Source organism: Nonomuraea sp. 3N208, assembly GCF_052245935.1.
Taxonomy (GTDB): Bacteria; Actinomycetota; Actinomycetes; order Streptosporangiales; family Streptosporangiaceae; genus Nonomuraea.
This window is the reverse complement of sequence record NZ_JBQQBR010000009.1, coordinates 125,422-146,990: the sequence shown is the minus strand read 5'-3', so window position 1 is coordinate 146,990 and position 21,569 is coordinate 125,422. Positions and strand designations below refer to the sequence as shown.

General features: G+C 68.7%; 22 protein-coding genes. 8 read left to right on the top strand and 14 right to left on the bottom strand.

Features of this window, described 5'->3' with window-relative positions:
* Positions 1–36 precede the first annotated feature (36 nt).
* From ACTWPT_RS15925 to ACTWPT_RS15875, 11 genes are all read right to left on the bottom strand, one after another.
* A complete protein-coding gene (locus tag ACTWPT_RS15925; RefSeq protein WP_443178139.1) occupies positions 37–798 on the bottom strand; it encodes an isoprenyl transferase in 762 nt (253 codons plus the stop codon).
* Between the two features lie 55 nt (positions 799–853).
* Positions 854–1,363 carry a hypothetical protein gene (locus ACTWPT_RS15920; protein WP_443178138.1) on the bottom strand — a complete coding sequence of 170 codons (510 nt, stop codon included), beginning with the start codon at positions 1,361–1,363 and terminating at the stop codon, positions 854–856.
* 114 nt (positions 1,364–1,477) lie between these two features.
* The gene (locus ACTWPT_RS15915) at positions 1,478–1,858 is read right to left on the bottom strand and encodes a hypothetical protein (protein ID WP_443178137.1); all 381 of its coding nucleotides are present in this window, start codon (positions 1,856–1,858) and stop codon (positions 1,478–1,480) included.
* Positions 1,855–2,670, bottom strand: coding sequence for a DUF692 domain-containing protein (locus ACTWPT_RS15910; protein WP_443178136.1), 816 nt, complete (start codon positions 2,668–2,670; stop codon positions 1,855–1,857). Before ACTWPT_RS15910 ends, ACTWPT_RS15915 begins: the two co-directional genes overlap by 4 nt.
* Before the next feature lie 226 nt (positions 2,671–2,896).
* Positions 2,897–3,871 carry a TIGR04222 domain-containing membrane protein gene (locus ACTWPT_RS15905; protein WP_443178135.1) on the bottom strand — a complete coding sequence of 325 codons (975 nt, stop codon included), beginning with the start codon at positions 3,869–3,871 and terminating at the stop codon, positions 2,897–2,899.
* Between the two features lie 136 nt (positions 3,872–4,007).
* Positions 4,008–4,994 (bottom strand): TIGR04222 domain-containing membrane protein, encoded by a 987-nt coding sequence (locus ACTWPT_RS15900; RefSeq protein WP_443178134.1) that lies wholly within the window; start codon positions 4,992–4,994, stop codon positions 4,008–4,010.
* Between the two features lie 144 nt (positions 4,995–5,138).
* Positions 5,139–6,941, bottom strand: a complete 1,803-nt coding sequence (locus ACTWPT_RS15895; RefSeq protein WP_443178133.1) for a phosphoenolpyruvate carboxykinase (GTP) — start codon at positions 6,939–6,941, stop codon at positions 5,139–5,141.
* Between the two features lie 248 nt (positions 6,942–7,189).
* Positions 7,190–7,711, bottom strand: a complete 522-nt coding sequence (locus tag ACTWPT_RS15890) for a hypothetical protein (RefSeq protein WP_443178132.1) — start codon at positions 7,709–7,711, stop codon at positions 7,190–7,192.
* A gap of 70 nt (positions 7,712–7,781) precedes the next feature.
* Positions 7,782–8,930: a C40 family peptidase gene (locus ACTWPT_RS15885; RefSeq protein WP_443178131.1), complete on the bottom strand. Its 1,149-nt coding sequence runs from the start codon at positions 8,928–8,930 to the stop codon at positions 7,782–7,784.
* A gap of 131 nt (positions 8,931–9,061) precedes the next feature.
* Positions 9,062–9,562, bottom strand: coding sequence for a transcription elongation factor GreA (greA, locus tag ACTWPT_RS15880; protein WP_443178130.1), 501 nt, complete (start codon positions 9,560–9,562; stop codon positions 9,062–9,064).
* Positions 9,563–9,670: 108 nt separating this feature from the next.
* Entirely contained in the window at positions 9,671–10,090 is a 420-nt protein-coding gene (locus tag ACTWPT_RS15875) for a DUF4307 domain-containing protein (protein ID WP_443178129.1), read from the bottom strand.
* 135 nt (positions 10,091–10,225) lie between these two features.
* On the opposite strand from ACTWPT_RS15875, the gene mca reads away from it, so the two are divergent.
* Genes mca through ACTWPT_RS15860 form a run of 3 tightly spaced genes read left to right on the top strand, consistent with a single transcriptional unit; the run spans position 10,226 to position 11,618 of the window.
* Positions 10,226–11,110, top strand: a complete 885-nt coding sequence (gene mca, locus ACTWPT_RS15870) for a mycothiol conjugate amidase Mca (RefSeq protein WP_443178128.1) — start codon at positions 10,226–10,228, stop codon at positions 11,108–11,110.
* A 55-nt stretch (positions 11,111–11,165) separates the two neighbouring features.
* The gene (locus tag ACTWPT_RS15865; RefSeq protein WP_327588777.1) at positions 11,166–11,330 is read left to right on the top strand and encodes a hypothetical protein; all 165 of its coding nucleotides are present in this window, start codon (positions 11,166–11,168) and stop codon (positions 11,328–11,330) included.
* Complete coding sequence (locus tag ACTWPT_RS15860; protein ID WP_443178127.1) at positions 11,331–11,618, top strand: GNAT family N-acetyltransferase; 288 nt, start codon at positions 11,331–11,333, stop codon at positions 11,616–11,618.
* Here the strand turns inward: ACTWPT_RS15860 and ACTWPT_RS15855 are convergent, their stop codons facing one another.
* Positions 11,619–12,767 carry a hypothetical protein gene (locus tag ACTWPT_RS15855; protein ID WP_443178126.1) on the bottom strand — a complete coding sequence of 383 codons (1,149 nt, stop codon included), beginning with the start codon at positions 12,765–12,767 and terminating at the stop codon, positions 11,619–11,621.
* Between the two features lie 210 nt (positions 12,768–12,977).
* Here ACTWPT_RS15855 and ACTWPT_RS15850 point away from each other — a divergent pair, with 210 nt between their 5' ends.
* On the top strand, positions 12,978–14,981 hold the full coding sequence (locus tag ACTWPT_RS15850) for a thioredoxin domain-containing protein (RefSeq protein WP_443178125.1): 2,004 nt from the start codon (positions 12,978–12,980) through the stop codon (positions 14,979–14,981).
* Positions 14,982–15,014: 33 nt separating this feature from the next.
* Here ACTWPT_RS15850 and ACTWPT_RS15845 read toward each other — a convergent pair whose 3' ends face one another.
* Both ACTWPT_RS15845 and ACTWPT_RS15840 read right to left on the bottom strand, forming a co-directional pair.
* Positions 15,015–17,027: a transglycosylase domain-containing protein gene (locus tag ACTWPT_RS15845; RefSeq protein ID WP_443178124.1), complete on the bottom strand. Its 2,013-nt coding sequence runs from the start codon at positions 17,025–17,027 to the stop codon at positions 15,015–15,017.
* A gap of 203 nt (positions 17,028–17,230) precedes the next feature.
* On the bottom strand, positions 17,231–17,716 hold the full coding sequence (locus ACTWPT_RS15840; protein WP_443178123.1) for an Lrp/AsnC family transcriptional regulator: 486 nt from the start codon (positions 17,714–17,716) through the stop codon (positions 17,231–17,233).
* Between the two features lie 103 nt (positions 17,717–17,819).
* On the opposite strand from ACTWPT_RS15840, the gene hppD reads away from it, so the two are divergent.
* From hppD to ACTWPT_RS15820, 4 genes are all read left to right on the top strand, one after another.
* Complete coding sequence (gene hppD / locus ACTWPT_RS15835; RefSeq protein WP_443178122.1) at positions 17,820–18,929, top strand: 4-hydroxyphenylpyruvate dioxygenase; 1,110 nt, start codon at positions 17,820–17,822, stop codon at positions 18,927–18,929.
* Between the two features lie 34 nt (positions 18,930–18,963).
* The gene (locus ACTWPT_RS15830) at positions 18,964–19,404 is read left to right on the top strand and encodes an RDD family protein (protein ID WP_443178121.1); all 441 of its coding nucleotides are present in this window, start codon (positions 18,964–18,966) and stop codon (positions 19,402–19,404) included.
* 45 nt (positions 19,405–19,449) lie between these two features.
* Complete coding sequence (locus ACTWPT_RS15825; RefSeq protein ID WP_443178120.1) at positions 19,450–20,841, top strand: M1 family metallopeptidase; 1,392 nt, start codon at positions 19,450–19,452, stop codon at positions 20,839–20,841.
* 74 nt (positions 20,842–20,915) lie between these two features.
* Positions 20,916–21,530 (top strand): RNA polymerase sigma factor, encoded by a 615-nt coding sequence (locus ACTWPT_RS15820; RefSeq protein ID WP_443178119.1) that lies wholly within the window; start codon positions 20,916–20,918, stop codon positions 21,528–21,530.
* The last annotated feature ends 39 nt before the right edge of the window (positions 21,531–21,569 follow it).

The window sequence follows — 21,569 nt, the reverse complement described above, 5'->3', positions numbered from 1 at the left end:
CTTCTAACGTTACGTCCTTGATGCCCGATTGTCGTGCTAAGAACCGTAACGTCGGTGTCTCGCAGCGTAGTCACGCAGCGCCCGCAGGAAATCGACCCTGCGGAAGTCCGGCCAGTAGGCCTCGTGGAAGTAGAACTCGGAATGAGCGCTCTGCCACAACATGAAGCCGGACAAGCGCTGCTCGCCCGAGGTCCGGATGAGGAGGTCCGGGTCGGGCTGGCCGCGAGTGTAGAGATGCTCCGCGATGTGCTCGACATCGAGCACCTCGACGAGGTCCTCGATGCTCGCTCCCTTGCTCGCATGCTCCTGGAGCAGTGAGCGCACCGCATCGGCAATCTCACGTCTTCCTCCATACCCAACTGCAACGTTCACAATCAGGCCTGGACGGTGTGATGACACTTCCTTTGCATTTTTTAGGACATTCGCCGTCCGGTCGGGGAGCAGGTCGAGCGCGCCGACCGGGATGATCCGCCAACCCTCGGCCACGAGCTCCTGCGTGACGTCCTCGATGATGCCCAGGAGCGGCTCCAGCTCCTCGCGCGGCCGGTTGAGGTTGTCGTTGGAGAGCATCCAGACGGTGACGACCTCGACGCCGGTCTCCCGGCACCAGCTGAGCAGCTCGGATATCTTGTCCGCGCCCTTGCGGTGGCCGGTGGCCACGTCGCGCATGCCCATGGCGCGCGCCCAGCGGCGGTTGCCGTCGATGATGACCCCGACATGCCGGGGGATGCTGTCCTTCGACAGCTTGGCCTCCAGCCGGCGCTCGTACAGCCGGTAGACCAGGTCACGCAGGCCCACGAAGTGCCTCCCTGGCGATGCAGTGCCTTCGGTCCAATGACCCAACAGGCAATTATCACCGCGTTTCGGCCGTGCCCAGTCCTCGTACTGGATTCCTTACCAGATCTCTTCCTTCCAGACATCCCTCGGCCTCTTCGACGAGGCCGCGTACGAACGCCGACAGCTCGGCCGACGTCAGCACAGCCCTCATGCCCACGCCCGTGCTGCCCCACGCCTCCACGTACGCCCTTCTGGTCAGCCGCCATTCACCGCGCCTGCCGCGCCGCGGCATCCAGAGGGGGATCGTGCGCAGGCGGCAGCTGAGCTCTCCGCCGCCTACCAAGCCGGTTCTGCTGCGGTAGCGAAAGGAGAAAAGCTCGCCGTCCGGTTCCTCGCCGGGGAACCTGTCGTCGGGGTCGGCCCACCGCCTGGCCTCGCCCTGGCCCCGGCGGGCCTCGTCGACGCCGCGTGCCAGGCGGGCGAGCAGCCAGCCGCAGCGCTCGCCCACGCTGCCGTACGGTGTGCCGTCGCGGTGCAGCTCCAGGGTGACCTCATAGGGCGTGCCCACGCTGTCTGTGCACGCCACAGGCGTGACGCTCAGAAAAGATCCATCGACGCAGCGCAGTCCCCCCATCCCCCCAGGGTTTCCCCCCGAAAGCCACCTAAACCCGGACGCGCCGCCCTCCGTTGGACATCGTGTCTAGGGCAGGAGGCGGGACCACCAGCGGGGCCTGCGATGGGGCGGTTCGGGCATCCGGCCGCGCTCGCGCAGCCAGGCGGCGAAGTCGTCGGCGTCGGTGCGGTAGTTGGGCGGCGGCGCGGTACGGGAGCGCGCGTAGGCGGCGAACTCCGCCGCCAGGTCGGGCCCGGCGGCCATGGCGGTGTCGGGGCGGATCCTGGCCACGATGCCGCGCCGCTTGGCGATCAGACTCGCCGCCTGCGCCCGCATCCGCTCCCGGTCGAAGCCCTCAGGAATGTCGCCCCCGGCGACCAGGGCCGCGACCAGCCGCGCCTGAGCCTCCGCCAGCCGCGCCTGAGCCTCCTCCGGGCGCGCCGGCGTCTCGGCCGGCTCGAGCGTCACCGGGCCTCCCCAGCCAGGGACATCGCGGTTCTGATCTTGGACAGCTCGTTCCCCAGCGCCGCGTCGCTCGGGAAGTCGTCGTCCCACTCCAGCAGCACGCCCGGCGGGGTGGCCCGGGCACACAGCTCGGTGAGGATGTCGAGCACCGGCTGGGGCGCGGTGGTGGTGTGCGTGTCGTGCCAGATGCCCTGGTGCTCGTACCCGCCGGCCACGTGGACGTAGGCGAGGTGCTCCAGCGGGAGCGCGTCGAGCGCATCCACCGCCGACAGGCCCAGGTTGAACTGGTTGGTGTAGAGATTGGCCACGTCGATCAACAGCCCGACGCCGGTGCGTTCCACTAACTCGGCGAGGAACTGGCCCTCGGTCAGCTCGTCGTCGGGCCACCCGAACATGGCCGCGACGTTCTCCAGGGCCAGCGGGACGGGCAACGCGTCCTGGGACCGGCGCACGTTCTCCGTGATGACCCGCAGGGACTCACGGGTACGTGGCACGGGCAGCAGATGCCCTGCCTCCAGACCGCCGCCCCGTACGAAGGCCAGGTGCTCACTGACCAGCGGCGCGTCCAGCGCCTCGGCACAGGCGGCCAGGTGGGCGAGCCTGGCCGGGGACGGCGGCTCGGCGGCTCCGACGCCGAGCGACACGCCGTGCGGGATCACCGGCACGTCCTTGGCCCTCAACACGCGCAGCGACTCGGGCAGGTGGGCGGGCTTGAGGTTCTCGGCGATCACCTCGACGAAGTCGACGCCGTCCATACGCTCGATCGTCAGGTCCAGCTCCGCCCGCCAGCCGATCCCCACACCCAGCTCCGCCATCCCAGTCCCCCTCATCCCGGTCCTTTCACCGTGCGTTCCAGCCTCCGTAATCGCAGCCCCATCCGCTCGCATCCCAGCCCCCGCCATCCCAGCCCCATCCGCTCGCATCCCAGCCTCCCGTCATCGCAGTGCCTTCGCTTCGCGTTCCGGCTCCCGAGGTCGCGGCCCACGTGCCTCGCGATCCCGGCCGCGCCGTCTCAGCCCTCTTGGCGGTCACCGCGCCCCGTCAGCCTCCGCCGCAACCGCCGCAGCCGCCGCCACCGCAGCCGGACGATCCACCTCCGCAACTCGACCCGCTCGCCGGCGAGCCGTCGCCGCCGCCCCCGCCGCCTGCCACGTAGGCACCGCCGCCCCTGCGGCGGCCCTGGCTCGTGCTCACGCTGCTTATGGTCGCGCTTGCTGCGGCCTCCGTTGGCTCGTCCCTCGCTCTCTCCGGCCTATCGCGCCGCTCCGCGAGCTCGACCTGGAGCGCGGGATCCCGCACCTCGCCGAGACCGTACAGCGCGATCGCGACGGGCCCTTCGGCGGTGCCGCGGGGGTTGTCCCGCTTGGCCGCGTCGAGCGTCTCCTGCCCCGACGGCGTCAGCAGGACCCGCGCGGCCCGCCGGTGCCTCCACACGTCGATCGCCGCCATCACCCCCGTGACCGCCAGAAGGGCCAGGGCGAGCGACGACAGCAGGCTCACACCCTGGATCAGGACCAGCACGCCCACGACCACGAAGCCGGCGAACGCCACCCCCGACAGCGCCCGCAGCCGGACGCTCAGCCGGCCGGCCCGGACGAGCGCGTCGTCCGCCTGGACCAGCCCCAAGCCCTCGAGGTGGCGACCGAGCGCGTCCATGGCCAGCGTCCGCGTGGTCTCGATCCTGAGCGCGCTCACGGGCAGCCCCGAGCGGGAGGCGACCACGCCCAGCACCGCCTCCTCGACGGGCTCGCGCGAGACGACGCTGGAGTGCACCTGGTGCACGCGGCCGCCCCGGGACACTCGCAGGCCCCCCGACTCAGCCAGCTGCGCGATGGCCGTGTCCGCCACTCGGTACGGGCCGCCCGTCAGGTAAGCGAGCTCATAGTGGCCGAGCTCGCGGAGGCGGGGACCCGTGGGGGTCTCGCGGGCCGCGGCATGCTCGCGTCTGATCGCGGAGGAGGTGGCGAGGGCGAGCGCCGCCAGCGCCACCGAGACGATCAGCAGGATCAGGTCCATTCAGGCCTCCCCTCCGTGCAGCCCGACGGGCCGGGTACCGGGAAGACGTATAAAGGCGAGGTAAAGGTTCCGGGTGCGCGGATACAGTTTCCGGTCCGGTACGGCTACCCGGGCTGCGGTCCCTGGCTCGGCCGCGTCAGCTGCCACCACCCCCGCCGCAGCCACCTCCTCCGCCACCACCGCCGCAGCTTGACCCGCCACCGCCGCAGCTGGACGAGCCTCCACCGCAGCTCGACGAGCCGCCGCCGAAGTCCAGACCGCCGTAAGAATCGGTGCCGAAGCTGGCCCCCTCGCCGCCGCTGTGGGCGCCGCAGGAGCCCGCGCAGTCGCCGCGCGGGTCGCCGGCCGCCAACTCGTCGCAGAGCGTCTGATCGCCGGCGTCGGCCAGGCCGTACAGGGCAACGGGCACCCCCACCGCCAAGGCCAGCGAGTTCTGGTCGCGCACGCCGCGCGGGTGGTGGTCGCGGGCCGAGCGCAGGACCTCCCGGCCCTCTCGGGTCACGACGTTCCGCAGGCTGCGGCGCTGTCTGAAGAGGCCGGCGGACCCGGTGTAGAGCGCGATCCCGAGGAAGAACAACAAGGCCACGAACGCCGGCCCGCTCATGTCGATGAAAACGGTCAACACGAGCGCGCCCACCGCGAAGCCGACGGCTCCGGTCACGACGATCTGCAGGTGGTCCCTGCGCCGCCACGCCGTGGCGAACGCCTGCTCCGGCACGATCAGCCCGCGCCGTTCGAGCCCGGCGGCCAGCTCGGCCAGCGCCGGATGTGCCGCCAGCGCCTGCCGCAGCTCGCTCGCCCGGTAGCCTCCCGGCCTGGTGGCCAGCGTGTCGAGCACGGCCTGCTCGATCGGCACGGGCGAGGGCGGCGCGCCGTACACCAGGGTGACCTGCGACCCTCGCGACACGCGGACGGCGCCGGCCGTCGCGAGGACGGCCAGCGCCGTGTTGATGGCTCTTCTGGGGCCGCCGGACAGGTACGCCAGCTCGTAGTGGGACACGGCGTGCCCGGCCCCGCTGGGCGTGGCCTCGCTGACGCGCCGCCGCTCCTTCTCAACTCGCTGCACGGCGGCGCTGACCAGTAACGCCACACCGATCGCGGCTATGACCAGCACGAACTCCACAGTGGTCCCCTCCCTCGCGCTACGACGGCCCGATCAGTTAAAGACCACGCCGCCGTACCGCACAAGAGGGTTTCTTCTCAGACTTCGCCGCGCTTATGGTCGCGCTTGCTGCGGCCTCCGTTGGCTCGTCCTTCGCTCTCTGGCCTATCGCGCCGCTCCGAGGCGGTCGAGCAGGGCCTGGTATTCCTCCCACAACTCCTTCGGCAGCTGGTCGCCGAACTTCTCGAAGTGGGCCGGGATCAGCGCCGCCTCCTCGCGCCACACGTCGCGGTCGACCGACAGCAGCGTGTGCAGATCATCGTCGGACAGGTCCAGGCCCTCGGTGTCGAGCCCGGCCGGCAGTAGTCCGATCGGGGTCGGCACGGCCTTGGCCTCGCCGTTGAGCCGGTCCACGATCCACTTGAGCACGCGGCTGTTCTCGCCGTAGCCGGGCCAGATGAACTGGCCGTCGGCGTTCTTGCGGAACCAGTTGACGTAGTAGATCCGAGGGAGCACGGCGCCCTCGCGACGGCCGATCTTCAGCCAGTGGCCGAAGTAGTCGCCCATGTTGTAGCCGCAGAACGGCAACATGGCGAAGGGGTCGTGGCGCAGCTCGCCGACCTTGCCCTCGGCCGCGGCGGTCTTCTCGGAGGCGACGTTGGCTCCGAGGAAGACGCCGTGCTCCCAGCTCAGCGACTCCGTCACCAGAGGCACGGCGGTGGCGCGGCGACCGCCGAACAAGATGGCTGAGATGGGCACGCCCTTGGGGTCCTGCCATTCGGGTGCGATGGTGGGGCACTGGGACGCGGGAGTGGTGAAGCGGGCGTTCGGGTGGGCGGCGGGCTCGCCGCTTTCCGGTGTCCAGGAGCGCCCCTTCCAGTCGGTCAGGTGCGCCGGCGGCTCGTCGGTCAGCCCCTCCCACCACACGTCGCCGTCGTCGGTGAGCGCGACGTTGGTGAAGATGCTGTTGCCCCAGAGCGTCCTGATCGCGTTGGCGTTGGTCACCTGGCCGGTGCCGGGCGCGACGCCGAAGAAGCCCGCCTCCGGGTTGATCGCGTAGAGGTGGCCGTCGTCGCCGAAACGCATCCAGGCGATGTCGTCGCCGATCGTCTCGACCTTCCAGCCGGGAATCGTGGGCTGGAGCATGGCGAGGTTCGTCTTGCCGCAGGCGCTCGGGAAGGCGGCGGCGATGTAGCGGGTCTCGCCGCTGGGCGGCGTGAGCTTGAGAATGAGCATGTGCTCGGCCAGCCAGCCCTCATCGCGGGCCATGACGCTGGCGATGCGCAACGCGTAGCACTTCTTGCCGAGCAGCGCGTTCCCGCCGTACCCGGAGCCGTAGGACCAGATCTCGCGGGTCTCGGGGAAGTGGCTGATGTATTTGGTCGAGCTGCACGGCCACGGCACGTCCGCCTGGCCGTGCTCGAGCGGAGCGCCCACCGAGTGCACGCAGCGGACGAAGTCGCCGCGCTCTTCGATGAGCCGCAGCGCCCGCTCGCCCATGCGGGTCATGATCCGCATGGAGACGGCGACGTACGGTGAGTCGGTGATCTCGACCCCGAGCTGGGAGATCTCGCCGCCCAGCGGGCCCATGCAGAACGGCACGACATACATGGTCCGGCCGCGCATGGAGCCCTTGAACAGCTGCCCGAACGTCCGGCGCATCTCCGCCGGGTGGATCCAGTTGTTCGTCGGGCCTGCGTCCTGCTCGCGCTCGGAGCAGATGAAGGTGCGGTCCTCGACCCTGGCCACGTCGCTGGGGTCGGACTTGGCGTAGAAGCTGTTGGGACGGGCGGCCAGCCGCGTGAACGTGCCCTGCTCGACGAGGAGGTTGGTCAGGCGCGTCCACTCCTCCTCGGACCCGTCGCACCACTCGATCCGGTCTGGCTGGGTCAGGGCTGCGATCTCGTGCACCCATGCGGCCAATTCGCTATTGCTCGTCGGTGCGGGTACTTCCACAGAAACGGACACGGCGGTGACTCCTCCACTCTCTCAGGGCCCAGTCATCATTAACGACGAAGCGCCCGGAAAGCCAATTGGCATAGACCTGTTGGTGTGGACGTCGTCGCAGGCAGCGGCCCTGACGATTGGAGGAGCCTACCCAACCGGAGCGGATTTAAAAGAGAATTAACTCACAGTGGTCCAGTCCAATTCTGCTGGTCTAAACCAATTTCTCGAGTGGTTTAGTCCATTGCGCGGACCGTTTCCGCTGCGTGGTCTCAGGAATTGATGTCCGGCCCGGCGGAGCGAACCCTGTCGACATGTTGGAGAGCGCCGCGCAGCTCGGCGAGCCACGTGTCGGTGTGCTTGCCGACCAGGCGCACGCACCAGGCGAGCGCGTCACTGCGGCTCCTGGCCACGCCGGCGGCCACGAGCGTGTCCAGGACCTGCCGCTCCGACTGGCGCAACCGGGTCATCACGGGCACGGAGAGTGTGGTGAACATCACGGTCTCGCCCCCGCAGACCACACCCCAGGAGACCTTCTGCCGGAACTTGCGCTCGGCCTCCCTGGCGATCTCGATGCGCCGCTCGCGCGTCTCCTCCCTGAACCTCCGCGCCAGCCCTTCGATCAGGGCGGACCGTTCGGCCTCGGGCACATCCTCGGGCGGGTCGGGCAGCGTGCCCAGCACCGCGATCTCCTCGCGGTCCCGGACGATCTCGGGGGCACTGGTGAACCAGCCTTCGGGGAGCCGCCCGGTGAACCAGCCGCGGACCTGCGCCGTCACATCATCTGTTGCCATGTAATTAACATTACATCGTTGCGGCTTACAAAGGCCCCAAGGAAAGGAGGATGTCGCGTAAAGGGGTAGGTCAGCGAACTCTGGCGGCGGCGACGGGGCTGATCCTGACGACGCCTGCGAAGCCGCGCGTGTGCACCGGAGAGATCTTGACCACGTCGCCGGTGCGAGGCGCCTGGATCATCTTCCCGTCACCCCAGTAAATCGCCACATGCGAGATGTAGCCCGGATTCGTCGGGTCGAGGCGCCAGAAGATGAGGTCGCCCGGCTGCGCCTGTGACAGCGGAACCTGCGGACCGGTCACCCACTGCTGGTGCGTCACCCGCGGCATCCGCACCCCGGCCTGCGCGAAGGCCCACTGGACGAGCCCGGAGCAGTCGAACGTGTCGGGCCCCTCGGCCCCCCACACGTACGGCCGGCCCAGCTTGGAGGCGGCCGCCTTCAGCGCCACGGTGATCTGGTCGGCGCTCATGAACGAGCCGGCGGGCCAGTTTTGCTTGATGGTCTGGGGCTGCGGCAGGACCGGGTTGACCATGGCGACCTGCGTGCCCTTGGGCAGCACCTTGAGGATCTTGGTGCGAAGCGTGGCCGAGTTGACGTCTGGGGCGCTGACGATGAGCGCGTTGTCATGCGGCAGGCCGAGCCTGCGCCCCACGTCCTTGGACACGACGGCGTCCACCGCACCGAAGCCGGTGGTGGCGTACGCGCCGATCCGCAGCGGCCCGGCAGGTCCCGCCACCTGGCGGTGCAGCGAGAGCCCGCCGTCGTTGCCGAGCACGAACGAGACCGCCACGTCGCCGGCCGCCACGTTCTGCCACAGCGCGTCGGAGGAGGCGGTCACCTTGGGCGTGTAGGCGCGGAAGGAGGACGGCGCGACCCCGAGCGTCTGCACCCGCTTGTCGTCGAGCCTGATCGACGCCGCGTCGGCCAGCTCCATCGCCCGCACGCCACGCAGCTTGGCCACCTTGCCTAACAGCTCGTTGGTGAACGGCTTGCGCGTGAGCACGAACAAGTTGGGCTTGTGAAGCTTCTTCAGCGGCGCCACGGGCTGCACGGCCTGGGCCGGCTGCTGCGGCTTCCGCTCGGCCATCAGCGTCTGGTCCGGCTGCTTGGCCACGGGCTGCTGACGCGCGGCCACCGGCTCGGTCCGCTCACCCGGCTGCGTGAGCAGCAGCACGTCCGCGGTTAACACCGCGACCAGCGCCACCACGATGAACGGCACCAGCTTGTAGGTGTTGCGCGACTTACCCGACTTGACCAGGAAGCTGAGATCCTGCCGGATTCCGGAGCCGGTGGAGCCATGCGAAAAATCCGCCGGGCCGGCGTGGGCCCGGCGGTTGGTCTCCAGGGGGTTCAGTTGCCGATGTACGGCACTGCCTCGAGGATCTCGACGGTGTTCTGGCGCCCGTTGGGGAGGGAATAGGTCGCCTTCTCCCCGATCTTCTTGCCGTTGATCGCCGCCCCAAGGGGGGACCTGGGCGAGTAGACGTCGATCGGCGCTCCGCTCTCCTCACGGGAGGCGAGCAGGAAGGTGACCTCGTCGTCGTCGCCGACGAACCGGATGGTCACGGTCATGCCGGGGCCTACCACGCCCTCGGTCTTGGGGGCCTCTCCCACCTGGGCGTTGTCGAGGATCTGCCGGAGGTGGAAGATCCGGGCTTCCATCTTGCCCTGCTCGTCCTTGGCGGCGTGGTAACCGCCGTTCTCCTTCAGGTCGCCCTCTTCACGGGCGGCCTCGATCTTCTTGGCGATGTCGACGCGCCCGGGGCCAGAGAGATATTCGTACTCCGCCTTCAGGCGGTCGTACGCCTCCTGCGTCAGCCATGTGACGTTCTCATCGCGAGAGTCGGCCACGGGTTCTCCTTGCTTGCCTAGGGGGCCCTGAGATCACTTGAGGTTTCCAACGGTTGAATTGCGAAAGGCTAACAACTTAACCGCTCGAACGCTTCCCCAAATGTCTCACTATATGAGATTACAGTACTGGACGTGGACGGAAGTGGCCTGACCACTGGTGTCAAGGCTTTCCTTGAGCTGCTTACTACCCTCACCAGCCGGGATTCTTACTTCCTTGCTGCCCACTTCCGCGTGATTGACGTCCAGAGCCCTGATACGGCAGACGGCCACCCTATCGTCTGCCTTGTACACCTCAAAGGTGATCTCGGCCCGTGTCGGGCTCTCGACGCTGAACGTCACCACCTGTGCCGGCGCCTCTGAACCGCCGGCCGTCATCGACCACATCACCCAGCCCCAGCCGCCGGCGATGATGGCCACCAGCACGCCGATCACGACGTGGACGACGAGCCTGCCGCCACGCCTGGGACGATCGGGCAAGTCGTCGGGCGTGCCGAGAACGGGCCCGTCCCCGACATCTCTGGTGACCATGGCGGAATCTCCCTGCACTCCCTCAGCGTTATCCGAGACAATTGTCGCCCGCGGGGGTCCCGGTACAAGACCTGACCCTCACGACCGCCCCCAGACAAACTAAGTGATCGGCCCGACTGAGGAGACATCGCGCCCGTGAGTGCACCGCTGAGGCTGATGGCCGTCCATGCCCACCCCGACGACGAGTCGAGCAAGGGCGCCGCCACGATGGCGCGTTACGTGCGCGAAGGCGTTGAAGTCCTGGTCTGTACGCTCACGGGTGGCGAGCGCGGCTCCGTGCTGAACCCGAAGATGGACCGGCCGGAGATTGTGGCCAACATCGCAGATGTGCGTAAGGCCGAGATGGACCGGGCTCGCGAGATCCTCGGCGTCGAGCAGCGTTTCATGGGCTTCATCGACTCCGGGCTGCCGGAGAACGAGGAGGAGGAGCTGCCCGAGGGCTGCTTCGCCCTGCAGAAGCTGGAGGACGCCTCCCTGCCCCTGGTGGCGGCGGTGCGTGAGTTCCGGCCGCACGTCATCATCACGTACGACGACGACGGCGGCTACCCGCACCCGGACCACATCATGACCAACCGCGTGTCCGTCAAGGCGTTCGAGGCGGCCGGCGACCCCGATCGCTACCCCGGCACCGGCGACCCGTGGCAGCCGCTGAAGCTCTACTACCAGATGGGCTTCACCAAGGAGCGTTTCGAGGCGCTGCACGAGGCCATGACCGAGCGCGGCCTCGGCTCCCCGTACGCGGACTGGATCTCCCGCTGGGAGGACCGCCCGGCCAAGTGGCCGGTGACCACGCGGGTGCCGTGCGGCGACTACTTCGAGATCCGCGACGAGGCGCTGAAGGCGCACGCCACCCAGGTCGATCCCGACAGCTGGTGGTTCGTCTGCCCGCGCGAGCTGCAGCAGGAGATCTGGCCGACCGAGGACTACCACCTGGCGCGCTCGCTGGTGGACACCGAGCTGCCCGAGGACGACCTGTTCACGGGCATCCACGCCGAGGACGTCTCCCCCGCCTGCCACTGACGAGACCGGCAGGACCACCGGCGGGACCACCGGCTCCCGGTGGCACACTGGAACTGTGACCGTTCTAGCAGCTGGTGATGTGAGTCCGGGTTTGCTCGGCTTCGTCGTCGTTGCCCTCATTGGGCTGGCCCTGTATATGTTGATCAAGTCGATGAACAAGCAGATGTCGAAGATCCAGGTGCCGCATGAGGGCGACGCGGACGACAAGAAGGCCGAGTAGATGCCGATCGAAATAGTCGACAACTCGACGGAGAGCCGCTTCGAGGTTCTCGTGGACGGCAAGGTCGCCGGGTTCGCCGAGTATCGGCTGCTGCCCACCAAGATCGTCTTCACGCACACCGAGGTGCTGCCCGATTACGAGGGGCAGGGGCTGGCGAGCAAGCTCGTCGGACACGCGCTCAAGGCGAGCGCCGACACCGGCCTGCGCGTCGTGCCGCTCTGCCCCTACGTGCGCAAATACATCGAACGCCACGCGGAGTTCCAGGACCTCGTGGATCCTGGCGCGTGATCAGTCGGAGGTGGGCGACCAGGCCAGCTCCAGCGCCTTCGGCAGCCCCCACCAGCCCAATGGCGTGAGCACCTCGTCCTCGTCCACGATGCCGAGATAGCCCCACAGCGCGACCACCGATTCGAACAAGCCCTCCGTGGCGTCGAGATCGTCGTCGTCCTGGACGTCGATGTCGATGTCCTCGGACTCGGCGATGAGCCGGGCGATCCGCTCGGGTGAGGCAAGCACCCCGGGCCCCATCCTGGTCAGCGCGACCACCCCGGCCAGCCAGTCGGCGTGCTGGATCGCGCACAGGTTGGCCAGCGCCGCATCCTCGTCGCTGAGCTCCCCTTCGAGATCGGCGAACTCCTCCAGCACGTCCCCGTTCTCCGACAGGTCGGAGATCGGCCCCGCGACGCCCGCCGCCACCGCCAGCCACAACTCCTTGTCGTCGTCCGGCATCGGCCGCTCGTCGAACCCGGCGCAGGCCCGCAGCACGCTGCCGGGGTAGCCGGGCAACACCAGCAGCGCGCGCAACCGGGCCGCGGCCGTCTCCAGGTCGGCGGCGGGCAACTCGGGCTGCTTGGGCAGCTCGCCGACGATGCGCCGCAGCTCGGACAGCGCGAACGCCTCCTCCTCGTCCCACGCCGCGAACAGCTCCTCGTCCTGCTCGTCGCTGACCGCGTGGCCAGGCACCCGGCCGTCGGGCAGCGGCGTGCCGAGCCAGTGCTCCTGCAGCTCCTCGTACGCCCTGCGGGCCTCCGGATCGCCGGCCGCCAGCGCGTCCGGGTCGATCTCCCCCGACTCGACCCGTTCCTCCAGGTACGCGACGAGCTTGGCGTACATCTCCGCGGCCACCGGCCCGCGCTCGTCCTCCTCCGGCCAGACGAAGTAGCTGGGGGTCATGAGGATCGGCTCTGTGCCGGTGGACTCGATCCAGCGCTGCACATCGCCGACCGTGGCGATGCCTGATTCGATGGAGCCGAGCGTCGCCTTGGCCGAGTCCCAGAACGCGAGCGAGAGCGGGTTGCCCGCCGACATCATCGCGCGCCGCAGGTCGGGCATCGAGACCAGCGCCACGCCCGAGGGCACAGCGAGCAGCGCCCTGGCCACGTCCCTGCGCGTGAGGGCGGCCGCCGGGCGGCCGACGTGAGCGCAGACGAAGTCCATATCCACGCTCCGTAACCTACGCCGTTCCACCCTCACTAGTCAGCCCAAGTCCCCGCAGATCCCCAGCGCCCGGTTCAGCGGACCCGGCCCCCGGCGGGGCGCGCCAGCCCGTGAGCGACGCCGTCCGGTGCGGCCGCGGGGCTGGGCACGGGCGGATTGCCTGGTCAGGAGGCGGGCCGGGTGGGCAGTTTAGGGTGAGGCGAGGAGGTCATGATGAACCGCTTGAAAGACGCCACCAGCCCCTACCTGCTGCAGCACGCGGACAACCCGGTGGACTGGCACCCGTGGGGCGAGGAGGCTTTCGCGGAGGCCCGGCGCCGCGACGTGCCACTGCTCATCAGCGTGGGCTACTCAGCCTGCCACTGGTGCCACGTCATGGCCCACGAGAGCTTCGAGGACGCCGAGACCGCGCGTCTCATGAACGAGCACTTCGTCAACATCAAGGTCGACCGCGAGGAACGCCCTGACGTGGACGCCGTCTACATGGGGGCCACACAGGCCATGACGCATCAGGGCGGCTGGCCGATGACGGTGTTCGCGACGCCTGAGGGCCACCCGTTCTTCTGCGGCACCTACTTCCCGCGCCCCCACTTCCAGCGCCTGATCAACGAGGTCCACAACGTGTGGAGAGGAGACAGGGACTCGGTCTTGAAGCAGGGCGCGAAGGTGGTGGAGGCGCTCAACGCGAGCACCACGCTGCCCGGCGGGGCGGTGCCGGGCGCGGAGACCCTGGCACTGGCCGCCCGGAACCTGCGGGAGTCGTACGATCCGGTGAACGGCGGATTCGGTGGCGCGCCCAAGTTCCCGCCGTCCATGGTGCTGGAGTTCCTGTTGCGCTCCGGCGAGCGCGAGATGAGCGGCAAGACGCTCGAGTCGATGGCCCGCGGCGGCATGTACGACCAGCTCGGCGGCGGATTCGCCCGCTACAGTGTGGACGCGGAATGGGTCGTGCCGCATTTCGAGAAGATGTTGTACGACAACGCGCTCCTGCTGCGGGTCTACACCCACTGGTGGAAGGCGGGCGGCGGGGCTCTGGCGCGGCGCGTGGCGCTGGAGACGGCGGACTGGCTGCTGCGCGAGATGCGTACCGTCGAGGGCGGGTTCGCCTCGGCGCTGGACGCCGACAGCGAGGGCGTGGAGGGCAAGTTCTACGTCTGGACGCCCGAGCAGCTGCGCGAGGTCCTCGGCGAGGACGACGGGCGGTGGGCGGCCGGCCTGTTCGACGTCACCGGCACGTTCGAGCACGGCACGTCCGTGCTGCAGCTGCCGCGCGACCCGGAGGTCCCCGAGCGCTACGCGAGCGTCCGTGAGCGGCTGCTGGCCGCCAGGGAGCAGCGAGTACGTCCCGGGCGCGACGACAAGGTCGTGGCCTCGTGGACCGGCCTGGTCATCGCGGCCCTGGCCGAGACAGGCGTGGTGTTCGAGCGGCCCGACCTCGTGGCGGCGGCCTCGGCGGCGGCGGAGCTGCTGGCGCGCACGCACATGGTGGACGGCAGGTTGCTGCGCACGTCACGGGACGGCCGGGCGGGTCCGAACGCCGGCGTGCTCGAGGACTACGCGAACCTCGCGGAGGGCCTGATCGCGCTGTATGGCGTGACCGGCGAGGCCAGATGGCTGCGGTTGGCGGGATCGCTGCTCGACGTCGTGCTCGACAGGTTCGCCGACGGGGCGGGCGGCTTCTACGACACGGCGGACGACGCCGAGCGGCTGTTCCAGCGGCCGCAGGACCCTACCGACAACGCCACGCCCTCGGGCCAGTACGCCGTCGCGGGCGCCCTGCTCTCCTACGGCGCGCTGACCGGCTCGGCCCGCCACCGCGAGGCCGCCTACGCCGCGCTCGGCACCGTGTCCGTGCTGGCCAGAGGGCACGCCAGGTTCGCCGGCTGGGGGCTGGCCGTGGCGCAGGCGGCGCTGGACGGGCCGGTCGAGGTGGCCGTCGTCGGCCCGCCGGACGACCCGCGTACGGGGGCGCTGCACCGCGAGGCGCTGCTGGCGGACGTGCCGGGGCTGGTGGTCGCGCTCGGCCCCGGCGACGCCGCCACCCGGGGTGCCTCGGGCGACCCGCTGGTCCACGGAGACGAGGTGTTCCCGGCGCTGCTCGAAGGCCGCGGAACGGTCGGCGACGCACCCGCGGCCTACGTATGCAGGGGGTTCACCTGCCGGATGCCGGTGACGACGGTGGACGCGCTCAGGACCGAGCTCACCACCGGATGAGGGTCAACCCGTCGGGCGGCCCCCCGATGGGGGTCAGCCCGTCGGGGGGCCTCTGTTGTCGCCCGTGCCGGTGTCGGTGTCCGTGGACGGCTGCTCGGGTTGCTGCGTGACCGGTGGGGCGGTCTGTTCCGGCTGGTCGTCCTGCCGGTCGTCCGGGGCCTCGGTGACCGGCGGGTCGGTGACCGGCGGCTCGCTGAACTCGGGCTCCGGCGGGTTCGACTCATCGGGGTTCACCGGCGGCGTGTACTCCTGCTGGGGCACGTCCCGGTCGGGAACCGAGTAGTCGTAGGAGTAGCCGTAGTCGGACGGCTCAGGGAACTCCTCCACTGGCTTGCCGGCCATGGCCTCGGTCATGAACGCCCGCCAGATCTGCGCGGGCAGCGACCCGCCGAACTGCGTGCCGTACCCGGGGATCGTCACGGTCTCGTTGTCGTCGCGGAACATGTCGACCGCCACCGCCAGCTGCGGCGTGAACCCGTTGAACCACACCGACTTCGACTCGTCCGTGGTGCCCGTCTTGCCGGCCACGGGGCGGTCGTAGAGCCGGGCGGCGGTGCCGGTGCCGTACTTGACGACCTGCTGCATCGCGTACGTCGTGTCCGCCGCGGCCTGCTCGCTGACCACCTGCGTCGAGAGCGGATTGACGACCACCTTGTGCCCCGTGCTGTCGGTGACCGACTTCAGCACGTGGGCCTCCATGTGCACGCCCTTGTTGGCGAAGCTGGAGAAGCCGGAGGCGTTCTGGACGGCGCTGATGGAGGACACGCCCAGCGGGAACGAGGCGGCCGCCTTCTGCTGCTCGAGCTGGCCCGCGGGGATGCCCGCCGCCTCCGCGGTCTCGGCTACCTTGTCCAGACCGACCTTCTGCCCGAGGTCCACGAACGCGGTGTTGACGGAGTTCTGGGTGGCCCGCACGAGGTCGATCTGGCCGTACGAGCGGTCGCTGTCGTTCGGGATCGGCTTGTCCGCGGAGGCCACGCGTAGCGGCGAGTTGCCGTTGACCCTGGTGGACAGGTCGAAGCCGTTGTTGAGCGCGGCGGCAAGCGTGTACGGCTTGAACGTCGATCCGGCCATCACCTTGGCCGAGAAGGCGTTGTCGTAGTCGTACCGTTTGGGATCACCGCCGTAGAAGGCCACCACCTCGCCCGTCTTGGGATCGACGGCCGCGAGCCCGGTGCGTACCTTCGTCGGCGTGTTGTCCGGCAGCACGTCCTTGACCGCCCGCTCGGCCGCCGCCATGAGCTTCTTGTCGAACGTGCTGACGATCTTCAGCCCGCCGCCGTTGATGTCCTCGTCGCTGTAGCCGCGCCGGTTGAGCTCGTCGGTCACCTGCTGCAGCATGTATCGGGCCTGACCCTTGAGCTGGAACGGCTTCTTCGGCGCCGCCAGCGTGGGGAACTTCTCGGCAGCCATCTGCTGCGGCGTCAGCGCCCCCGTCTGCCCCATGGCGTTGATCACTGACCGCCAGCGCTCTTCGGCCGCGGCCAGGTCGGCGCCCTTGGGGTCGGCGAAGCGGCTCGGCTGCTGAATCACCGCCGCCAGGTAGGCCCCTTCGGACACGGTCAGCTCGCCGACGTCCTTGCCGAAGTAGGCGCGGGCGGCCGACTGGATGCCGTTGGCGCCGCGGCCGAAGTAGATCGTGTTGAGGTACTGCTCCAGCACCCAGTCCTTCGACTTGGACTGGTCGACCTTCACGGCGATGAGGATCTCTTTGAACTTGCGGGTGACGGAGCGTTCCTGGCTGAGGCCGCTGTAGTAGTTGCGGACGAGCTGCTGGGTGATCGTGGAGCCGCCCTGGAGCTGCTGCCCGGTGAGCGTGGACCAGACGGCGCGACCGGTGCCCTTGATCGAGACTCCCGCGTCCTCGTAGAACGAGCGGTTCTCGGCCGCGATGACGGCCTGGCGCACGTGCGGGGGCACCTTGGCGAGCTCGACCACCTTGCGGTCGATGCCCTGCCGGGCCAGCACGGATTTGCCATCGCGGTAATAGATCACCGACCCCTGCGCGGTGGCCTGCTTCTGGGTGGTGTCGGGAATGGGGGTCATGGCCCACGCGACCGCGAATAGGCCGAGTAGCACGAGGGTTCCGGCGCCGAATGTGATCAGTAGAATTCGGAGAATCCGCCGCCTTCGCATTCCGTTTCCTCCACCGCCTCGCACCTCGACCCCCCAAGCCTCGCCCCATCCCCGCAAGCTGGGCGAATGCAAAGGGTAAACGATCGATAATGGTGCCCTGTCCCCCAGCGATACTACGGCGAGCGCCGCTCCCGGCGCGGAACATCGGCGACCAAAGGCAGCACTCGGTAGGGAACCGGGGTGTCGAGGGCGATGATCGAATTAGTCCTGAGCACGCCCCGAACATCGACGATCTGGTCGATAACCCGCTGTAAATCGGCATTGGTGCGGGCCACCACGCGGCAGAGCAGATCGCTGTCGCCGGTGATCGTGTGCACCTCCAGCACCTCGGGAATGCGGGCCAGCTGATGTGCGACCGGGTCATGCCCGGCGACCTGCCTGATCTCCATACTGACGAACGCGGTGACGTCGTAGCCGAGCGCCGCGGGCGACACGTCGGGGCCGAACCCCGTGATCACTCCTCGGTCGGTCAGCCGGTCGAGCCTGGCCTGGACGGTGCCGCGCGCCACGCCGAGCCGCCGCGAGCATTCCAGCACTCCCAGGCGCGGCTCGGCGGTCAGCAGGGCGAGCAGCCGGGCGTCGAGCTCATCGATCGTCATGCTGTACAGAACTACCCGATATTTCCCGTGATGGCTAGACAGGTTGTGCACTCCTTGAAGTAACTCTTGCGCAAGTCGTCCAGGAAAATCGAGAGTTGGTGGTATGAGTGATGTCTTTCCGGTTAACGGGATGGATGCCGTGGTGTTCGCGGTGGGCAACGCCAAGCAGGCGGCCCACTACTACTCCTCCGCGTTCGGCATGAGGCTGGTGGCCTACCGAGGGCCCGAGACGGGCAGCCGCGACGTGGCCGCGTACGTGCTGACGTCGGGCAGCGCCACGTTCGAGTTCCGGGCCTCGATCCGGCCCGGCACGGAGGTGGCGCGGCACGTCGCCGAGCACGGTGACGGGGTGGTCGACCTGGCCATTCAGGTGCCCGACGTGGAGGGTGCGTACGCGCACGCCGTCGCCCACGGGGCGAAGGGGCTGGCGGAGCCGTACACGATGGAGGACGAGCACGGCAAGGTGCAGCTCGCGGCCATCGCCACGTACGGCGAGACCCGGCACACGCTGGTCGACAGGACCAACTACGGAGGTCCCTACCTGCCCGGGTATGTGGCCGCCGAGCCGCTGGTCGCGCCGCCCGCGACCAGGACCGGGCGGCTGTTCCAGGCCATCGACCACTGCGTCGGCAATGTCGAGCTGGGCAAGATGGACGAGTGGGTGGAGTTCTACCGCAACGTGATGGGCTTCACCAACATGGCCGAGTTCATCGGCGACGACATCGCGACGGAGTACTCGGCGCTCATGTCCAAGGTCGTGGCCGACGGCACGCGCAAGGTCAAGTTCCCGCTCAACGAGCCGGCCGTCAGCAAGCGGAAGTCGCAGATCGACGAGTACCTCGAGTACTACCGCGGTCCCGGCGTGCAGCACATCGCGCTGGCCACCAACGACATCCTGACCACCGTTGACCATATGCGGGCGGCGGGGGTTCAGTTCCTGGACACGCCGGACTCGTACTACGACGACCCCGAGCTGCGCACGCGCATCGGGCAGGTGCGGGCGCCGATCGAGGAGCTGAAGAAGCGGAAGATCCTCGTCGACCGGGACGAGGACGGCTACCTGCTGCAGATCTTCACCAAGCCGGTGCAGGACCGGCCCACGGTCTTCTTCGAGCTGATCGAGCGGCACGGCTCGCTCGGCTTCGGCAAGGGCAACTTCAAGGCGCTGTTCGAGGCCATCGAACGCGAACAGGAACGCAGGGGCAACCTTTAGTTTGTCCCGACTTAGTGGGGGTGATCAGGACATCATGGGATCGCCACCAGGGCTGGCGGGACGCTGGCGGCGGTTGTTCGCCGGCGTCCTCGACTGGCTGATCGTCAACATCGTCTCGGCCCCTTTCAGCTGGACGAGCTGGGACTACGTCTGGGACAGCGCGAGAGGCGTCTGGGATCGCTATCCGGTGGAACACACCTTCCTGGCCGGGCTGGTGGCGTTTCTCTACTTTTGGTTGCTGCACTCCTTCTGGCATGGTCAGACGCTGGGCAAGAGGGTGTTCGGCATCAGAGTGGTCCCGGAAACCGGTGGCAAGCTGGGCGTGGGGCAGGTGGCGGTCAGGCAGGGGGTGATGACCGCGTTCGAATGGTTGTGCTGCGTCGGCCTCCTGGTCGACCTCGCCTGGATCCTGTTCGACCCCCGCAAACAGGCCCTCCACGACAAGGCCGCGAGGACGGTCGTCGTCAACGCCTGACGCAGCGTAATATTTCGTCACGGAACGAAGGGGGCTCGTTCGTCTATGCATTTCAACCGGCGCGGGATGGCACTGGTGGCGGCGCTGGTCAGCGCGCTGGCCTGCGCTCCCGCAGACGAGCCACCTCCGACGACCGACCACCGTGCGGGCGCGCCCGGCATCGGCGACACGGACTTCCCCAAGGACGGCAACGGCGGCTACGACATCACCCAGTACGCCATCGCCATCGACTACACACCCACGAGCAAGCGGCTGATCGGCGTGACCACCATCAAGGCAGGCGCGACGCACGCCCTGTCCACGTTCAACCTCGACCTGGCCGGGTACGACGTGCGGGAGATCTCCGTGAACGACGCGCCGGCCACCTTCAGCCGCCAGGGTGACGAGCTGACCGTGCGGCCCGCGCACCCGATCGACAACCACGCAGGATTCACCGTGAAGGTGTCCTACTCGGGGGTCCCGAAGCCGGCCGTCGGCTCCAACCTGGGCACGTACGGCTTCATGCCGACGCCGGACGGCGCGTTCGTGGCCGCTGAGCCCAACGGCGCCAAGACCTGGTTCCCCTCCAACGACCACCCCGCCGACAAGGCCCTCTTCGACTTCACGATCACCGTGCCGGTCGGGTTGACGGCTCTGGCCAACGGCGAGATGGTCGGGCAGCCCACGACTGCGGGCGGCAAGACCACCTACCGGTGGCGCGAGTCGCATCCGATGGCCACCTACCTCGCCACGGCCACGCTAGGCAAGTTCGAGCTGCGCCAGGGCCGCACGCCCGGCGGCATCCCCAACCTGGCGGCCGCCGACCCCAGGTTCACGACCTCGCTCGACCGCCTCTTCGCGACCTCCGCCACGATCACCGACCACTGGGCCACGGTCTTCGGGCCCTACCCGTTCGGCTCGACCGGCGGCGTGGTCGACGATTACGCCGCCGGCTACGCGCTGGAAAACCAGACCAAGCCGCTCTACGGCGGCTTCCACCCGGACGAGTCCATCATCGCGCACGAGCTGGCGCACCAGTGGTTCGGCAACAGCCTGAGCATCAAGCGGTGGAAGGACCTCTGGCTCAACGAGGGCTTCGCGACGTACGCGGAATGGCTGTGGGCCGAGCACAAGGGCACCAAGACCGCCGAAGCCGCGTTCCAGCAGCTCCACCGCCGCCGGGCCAACGATCCGATCTGGAAATACCCGCCGGGGCGGGCCCAGCCCGTCGACCTGTTCAACCAGTCGGTCTACTCACGCGGCGCCATGACGCTGCACGCCCTGCGCAAGGCCGTCGGCGACCAGACGTTCTTCGCCCTGCTGAAGAAGTGGGCCGCCGAGCACCGCTACGGTCATGTCACGACGGACCAGTTCATCACGTTCGCGGAACGGACGTCGGGCAAGGAGCTCAGCGCCCTCTTCGACGCCTGGCTCTTCCAGCCTCGCCGGCCTGCCTGACCAGGCCCGAAACGCTTTTCGTCGTTCGGTCCAAGTACTGGATGTAAGGCGAACGACGAAAGGGATTGCAGGCGATGCGCCTCAACGAAGACCCTGCGGCCTTTGAGGCCTTTTATCGCCGCCACGTGGATGCCGTACTGAAGTTCGTGGCCCGGCGGGTGAGTGATCCTCATCTCGCCGCGGACCTGACGACGGACATCTTCCTGGCGGTCCTGGACTCGGCTCATACCTACGTGCCCGGCCGGGGCAGCGAGATCGCCTGGCTGTACGGCGTCGCGCGCAACGTCGTGTCTGCCCAGTATCGCCAAGCGGCCAGGGAGGCACGGGCGACGGGCCGTGTCGCGGGTCGCCGGCTGATGGACGACGACGATCTCGTCAGGATGGAGGAGCGGATCGACGCCGAGCGCCAGATGCGCAGCGCTCTGGAGGCCATGGCCGAGCTGCCGGAGGGCGAGCGTGCCGTGCTGGAGCTCATGGCGATCGATCAGCTCACCGTCGCCGAGGTCGCCAAGGCCCTGGGCATCAGGCAGGTGACCGTGCGAGTCCGGTTGCACCGGGCCAGAAAGGCCATGGAGAACGTCGCTGAGATGGATCCGCAGCGACGCGAGGACATTCATCTCAGCCCTCCGAGCGGAGCTCGGCAAGAGAGCGCGCCACCACCACCTGTGTACGTGGAAGGACAGGCATGAGCAATTTCGAAGAGCGCCTTCTCAGTGCACTCAAAGAAG

Coding starts and splice junctions, on each gene's coding strand:
- ACTWPT_RS15910 (WP_443178136.1), bottom strand. CDS start 2,670: ATGGCGGAGCTGGGTGTGGGGATCGGCTGGCGGGCGGAGCTGGACCTG.
- ACTWPT_RS15905 (WP_443178135.1), bottom strand. CDS start 3,871: ATGGACCTGATCCTGCTGATCGTCTCGGTGGCGCTGGCGGCGCTCGCC.
- ACTWPT_RS15890 (WP_443178132.1), bottom strand. CDS start 7,711: ATGGCAACAGATGATGTGACGGCGCAGGTCCGCGGCTGGTTCACCGGG.
- ACTWPT_RS15875 (WP_443178129.1), bottom strand. CDS start 10,090: ATGGTCACCAGAGATGTCGGGGACGGGCCCGTTCTCGGCACGCCCGAC.
- ACTWPT_RS15860 (WP_443178127.1), top strand. CDS start 11,331: ATGCCGATCGAAATAGTCGACAACTCGACGGAGAGCCGCTTCGAGGTT.
- ACTWPT_RS15855 (WP_443178126.1), bottom strand. CDS start 12,767: ATGGACTTCGTCTGCGCTCACGTCGGCCGCCCGGCGGCCGCCCTCACG.
- ACTWPT_RS15850 (WP_443178125.1), top strand. CDS start 12,978: ATGATGAACCGCTTGAAAGACGCCACCAGCCCCTACCTGCTGCAGCAC.
- ACTWPT_RS15845 (WP_443178124.1), bottom strand. CDS start 17,027: ATGACCCCCATTCCCGACACCACCCAGAAGCAGGCCACCGCGCAGGGG.
- ACTWPT_RS15840 (WP_443178123.1), bottom strand. CDS start 17,716: ATGACGATCGATGAGCTCGACGCCCGGCTGCTCGCCCTGCTGACCGCC.
- hppD (WP_443178122.1), top strand. CDS start 17,820: ATGAGTGATGTCTTTCCGGTTAACGGGATGGATGCCGTGGTGTTCGCG.
- ACTWPT_RS15830 (WP_443178121.1), top strand. CDS start 18,964: ATGGGATCGCCACCAGGGCTGGCGGGACGCTGGCGGCGGTTGTTCGCC.
- ACTWPT_RS15825 (WP_443178120.1), top strand. CDS start 19,450: ATGCATTTCAACCGGCGCGGGATGGCACTGGTGGCGGCGCTGGTCAGC.
- ACTWPT_RS15820 (WP_443178119.1), top strand. CDS start 20,916: ATGCGCCTCAACGAAGACCCTGCGGCCTTTGAGGCCTTTTATCGCCGC.